General features: G+C 33.9%; 2 protein-coding genes. Both read left to right on the top strand.

Going from position 1 to position 6,230, the window contains the following annotated elements:
- Positions 1 to 214: T9SS type A sorting domain-containing protein (locus tag FIA58_RS21005; protein WP_140964662.1), on the top strand; the 214-nt coding region annotated here is incomplete at its 5' end.
- Positions 215 to 1,257: 1,043 nt separating this feature from the next.
- A partial coding sequence (locus tag FIA58_RS21000; RefSeq protein WP_140964661.1) for a lectin-like domain-containing protein occupies positions 1,258 to 6,230 on the top strand: 4,973 nt, incomplete at its 3' end.

The following is a 6,230-nucleotide window of genomic DNA, read 5'->3' as shown; positions in this document are numbered from 1 at the left end:
TTATCCTAACCCAGTTAAAGATATGCTTAATTTGGAGTATACTTCAGATATAACTTCTATTAGTATCTTTAATTTATTAGGTCAAGAAGTATTATCTAAAGAAGTGAATTCTACTTCTGTAAAAGTTAATATGTCACAACTAAATAGTGGTGCTTATATCGTTAATATAACTATTGATGGAGAGCAACAAGTAATTAAAGTGATCAAAGAATAGTTTTTTTTAAACTTATTTAACAATACAAAAGCCTTGTCAATAGAGACAAGGCTTTTTTTCATATCATTTAAAGCAAATTACAACAGAAGACTTAGAAGAAACAGAATATATTGATAATGTTTCTCAATTAACCAATCCTGCTGATTCTACAGCCATTCCTTTACCAATTATAACAAAAGATAGCCTTATACAACCAAAAACAGTTCCTTTAGAAAAAAAAGTCGACAGCATCACAATACCAATTATTCAAACAGATAGTATTCTAAAGAAAAAAGAAGAGTAAACAAGTACAAAAAAACTTGTGATATTTTCATTTCTATTTTGTCACTGTTTCTTTGACATTTTAAAAAATCAATTTAGTTTGTCACAAAAGTGTAACATTAATTTTAAACTAAAAAAAATGTCACAGCTTTTTCCAAAAATTGAATACTATGGCAAAGTACTTTTTATAACGTATCAAAAAAGCAAACCAAAATACAATTTGTTTTTTTGAGTCACACTTATAATAATATTAGGATACTGCTGAAATAAATAAAAATTCCAATACCATCTTATAAAATAGAACTAATATATCACTTAAAGAAAAGATTTTGAATTTCATTAGCTGGTTAAGAGAAAGGAAATATTTCCATCATTAATTAGAAAAAAAAACTTAATTCAACCATATTTTTTTTACAGTTTATACAAGATTTTCATTTTAAAAAAACCAACCTCTTTAAGCTTAAATCCAAATAAAAATTTATTTAATAACCTATTAAATAAATTTTTATTTCACATACAACTTTTTCACTACAAAACACAATACAATTAAATCAAACAATTTGCATTATTTTTAAAATATATCTATATAAAAACGCTTTTTTTTAATAAAATATAACAATTTTAAATATTTTTGTGAGATTTATATTTCACTCCACCTGCCTTTAAAGTTGAAAATATGCTTTTTGTCGGCATTAATATACTTTTTGTCGGTAAAAATTTTAAAATTAAAAGCAATTATTACATTTGCCCTACTTTATAACACTAACTACAAACCTACAGATATGAAAAAACTACTACTTTCATTTATCTCATTGTTTACCCTAATTTCTTATGGGCAATTAACAGAAGATTTTGAAGGAACATCAGTACCTACTTTACCAACTTGGAATTTAACTTCTGGATCATGGGCAATTTTAGACAATACGATTGGCACCGCCCAAAGCTGGCAACTAGCACCTGTGGGTCAGGCTTATGCTGGCACAAGAGCCGCTTATTTAAATAGAGAAAATGTCCCTGATGGAACTTTTGCTCTTGATTGGTTAATCACTCCATCGGTTAACATTCCTTCCGATGGACAACTTCGTTTTTATACTAAACTAACTCAAGCAGGGATACAAGGAAGTAATTTTACAATTCGAATTGCAGATGCAGATACTTATGCACAAAATGACATGGCTAATTTTACTATTATAAAATCGTGGAATGAGTCTGAACTAATGAACGGTACAACAACCAATGAACAAACCAATTACATACAAAAAGTAGTTGATTTAAATCCTTATGTTGGTCAAAATCTCTACATAGCATTCGTAATGGAGAATGACAATGGAGACCGCTGGTTTATTGACAATGTAAATGTTGATGAAAAATGTTTAGACAATACTAATTTAAGCGCTACTCCTTTAGCTACTTCAGCTTCATTAGCTTGGACTAGTCCAAGTACAGCAACACAATGGGAAATCGAATATGGACCTGTAGGTTTTACACAAGGAACTGGAACTACTATAATAGTAAACTCTAACCCATACAATTTAACTGGATTATTATCCCTAACTAATTATAGTTTCTATGTCAGATCACTTTGTGCATCAGATAATGTAAGTAGTTGGAGTGGTCCTACTAATTTTACTACTTCTGCACTTCCACCATCATGTGGAGGGAATTTTATTGATGAAGGTGGTGTTTCTGGCAGCTATTCAAACAACTCAGATTATGTAATAACTATTTGTCCTGACAACCCTGGTGACCAAGTAACGGTTAACTTTACAGCTTTTAACACCGAAGACAACTGGGATGCCTTGTATATCTATGATGGAAATTCTACAGCGGCACCGCAAATTGCAAGTACAAATGGTGCTGGTAATGTACCTGGAGGACTTCCTGGAGGGTATTGGGGTACAACACTTCCTGGAACATTCACTGCCTCTGGACCTACAGGTTGTTTAACTTTTCGATTTAGAAGCGATAGCTCTGGAGTAAGAGATGGATGGACTGCAAATGTAACCTGTGCTCCAGCTCCTACCTGTTTAAAACCTACTAGCGTAACGATTTCTAATATAACATCATCTCAAGCTTTAATAGATTGGGTAGAAAACAATGGAGCTACTGCTTGGGAAATTGAATATGGACCTGTTGGATTCACACAAGGAACAGGAACCACTGTATCTGTTACAACAAATCCTTACACATTATCTGGATTAAATACTGCAACACCTTATGATGTTTATATAAAATCTATTTGTTCTCCAACAGATGATAGTGCATGGCAAGGACCAGTATCTTTAACCACTTTACCCGATTATTGTGGAGGTGATATATTCTATGATCAAGGAGGTATTTCCGGTGATTATTCAAACAATTCAGATTATGTAATAACTATTTGTCCTGAAAACCCTGGTGATCAAGTAACTGTCGACTTTACAGCTTTTAACACCGAAGCCAACTGGGATGCCTTATATATCTTTGATGGAAACTCTACAGCGGCACCGCAAATTGCAAGTACAAATGATGCTGGCAATGTTCCTGGAGGGCTTTCTGGAGGATTTTGGGGCACCACTATACCTGGTCCTTTCACAGCCTCAGGTCCTTCTGGTTGTTTGACTTTTCGATTTAGAAGTGACACCTCTGGAGTAAGAACTGGATGGGCAGCAAATGTTACCTGTGCTCCTGCTCCTACCTGTTTAAAACCTACTGGAATAATTATAGATGCAATTACAGATGCTCAAGCTCAAGTTTCATGGACTGATAATACGGGAGCAACTACATGGGAAATTGAATACGGACCTGCTGGATTCACACAAGGTAATGGTACAATTGTCTCTACAACAACAAATCCATACACTTTAACAAGCTTAACAGCTGGAACTATTTATGAAGTATATGTTCGAGCTGTATGTTCTTCTACAGATAGTAGTGCTTGGGAAGGACCAAGTACTTTTAACACCACAATTTGTGACCCAATTAATCAATGTAATTATAGTTTCATTTTAACAGATAGCTTTGGAGATGGTTGGAATGGCAATACAATGAATATTAGTCAAAATGGCATTGTAGTAGGTATCATTGGCCCAAGTTTTACAACTGGAAACGGACCAATTACTATTCAAATACCTATTTGTGATGGTGTTCCTTTCGAATTATTTTGGAACTCAGGTGGAAATTATCCTAATGAAGTTGGAATACAAATCATTGATCCGTTTGGTGACTCTTTATACACACATCCAACTGGTGCAGGCATGCAAAACACACTCTTATACAGTGGCGTTGGAGAATGTACTCCGCCCTCATGTTTTAAACCAACAGACCTTTCTTTAGTGGTATCTCAAGGAGATTCTGCAACGGTAACTTGGACAGAAAACAATCCAGGGGTTACTAGTTGGCAAATTGTAGTACAACCAGTTGGAACTGGATATCCTAACGCCTCATCTATTATCATACCTGCAAATTCAAATCCTTTTACTATAACTGGATTAAATCCTTCAACACAATATGAATTCTATGTATCTTCAGATTGTGGAGCTATTGATGGTATAAGTAATTGGCAAGGACCTCATACTTTTGAGACACAACTTACAAATTGCTACAGCAGCAATTTAGTTCCTCAATTAATAGGAGATGCACAAACTCTTGGAGAATGTTGCTTTAGAATAACAGAAAATCTACTTTCACAAGGTGGAGCAGTTTGGTATGATAATGTAATCAATCTTAATACTGATTTCCAAATAATCTTTGAGGCTGGCTTTGGTGATGATGATAATGGTGCAGATGGAATAGCTTTTGTTTTGAAAAAAGACGCAACTCCTGTAATTGGAGTTACTGGAACAGGAATTGGATATCAAGGCATAGATAATTCTTTAGCAGTAGAATTTGACACTTATGACAATGGTTTTAATGGTGACATACCTGCTGACCATCTTGCTATATTAGCGAATGGAAACACAGAGCACAATAATGCTAATAATTTAGCAGGTCCAATTGCTGCATCTTCTACATCAGATAATATTGAAGACGGAGTAGGACATGAAGTTAAAATTTTATGGGAAGTAGCAACTCAAACACTAACTGTAGTTTTTGATTGTAACCAAAGATTAACCTATACTGGAGATATTATCAATACAATTTTTGGAGGAGATCCAAATGTATATTTTGGCTTTACAGGCTCTACAGGTGGTTTTTCAAACCAACAAGAACTGTGTTTTAAATATTTATCATTTACAGACCCATATAGTCTAGCAGATAAAACTATCTGTGCTAATTCTTCAATCACTGATATTGATGCTAGTTATGCAGGTGCTAGTAATTATTTATGGACACCTTCCGATGGTGTAAGTGATGTAACACTCCCAAATCCTGTATTTACACCTACAGCAAATACAACTTATACAGTTGAAATTACAGATGAATGTGGTTTTATAATTGAACAAAGTTTCTCTGTCGAAGTACTCGATCCTATTACAGCTTCAGTCGTAGAAAACACAAGTCCTATTTGTGAGAATGAAGATGCAATTTTTAATATAACAGGAACGCCTAATAGTACTGTAAATTATACTATTAATGGAGTTAGTGATTTTATAAATCTTAGCGGAAGTGGAAATGCTACAGTTACTTCTTCAAATGCAATGATAGATCAAACTATTATCTTAACTAGCATAACTACTAGTTCAACGACACTAACACATCATGCTATAAATGCAACAGGTGGTATAGATCCAGTTAATGCATTAGGCCCAATTGAAACAGCAGGAACAAACGCAACAAATCTAAACGCTACTCAAGTCAACATAACTAATCCTCTTTTAATTTTAGAACTAGATGATTTAGTACCAGTTGGAACTTCTATAATAATAAGCGCTGCTAAAGGTGATGCTGCTGGAGAAATAACTGTTACAGATGGAAATACAACAACTACTTTAAATAGCGGTACTATATCAGAATTAAATCAAACTGTATTTACAACTACGGTAGCAACCAATTCTATTACTTTAGAATACACTGCAGGTAGTTATTGGATTGATGGAATAACTTATGATTTCATCTTCAGTGGTTGTAATGCTGCTATAGACGAAACAGCAACTGTAGTGGTTGCAGCTCCAGCTCCAGCAACATTCAATACTATAACATTATGTCAAGGTGATTTAGACACTGCATTACCAACACTCTCTTTTGAAGGCTATACAGGAACTTGGAATGCTTCCAATATTGATACGTCAACTACTGGATCTTTAACCTATACCTTTACACCTGATGCTGGTCAATGCGCAACAGATGGTAGTTTAAATGTTGAAATCACTTCTAAAACGATGATTTCTTTTGAGGAGATTGAAGCTTGTTTAAATTCAAACACTAATTTCCCAACAGTTTCAACAGAAGGGTATACTCTAGCAGGAACTTGGACACCTTCAACGATAGCTAATTCAGCAATAGGAGATTTTACTTATACCTTCATGCCAGAAGATCCTTGTTATGATACTGGTAATCTAACTGTTACAACCATACAGTGTACTATACAAAAAGGGATATCACCAAATAATGATGGAAAAAATGACTCTTTTGATCTATCCTATTTTAATGTAAATAAGCTAGAAATTTTTAATAGATACGGTAGAGAAGTTTATACAAAATCTAATTATGAAGATGAATGGTCTGGTCAAACCAATAATGGAGATGAGTTACCAGATGGTACTTACTATTATGTAATAGAATTTGCTGATATGGATTCTAAAACAGGTTGGATTTATATAAACAGACAACAATA

This window comes from Flavobacterium jejuense (assembly GCF_006491595.2).
GTDB classification, from domain to species: Bacteria; Bacteroidota; Bacteroidia; order Flavobacteriales; family Flavobacteriaceae; genus Flavobacterium; species Flavobacterium jejuense.
This window is presented reverse-complemented; position numbering and strand designations above follow the sequence as displayed.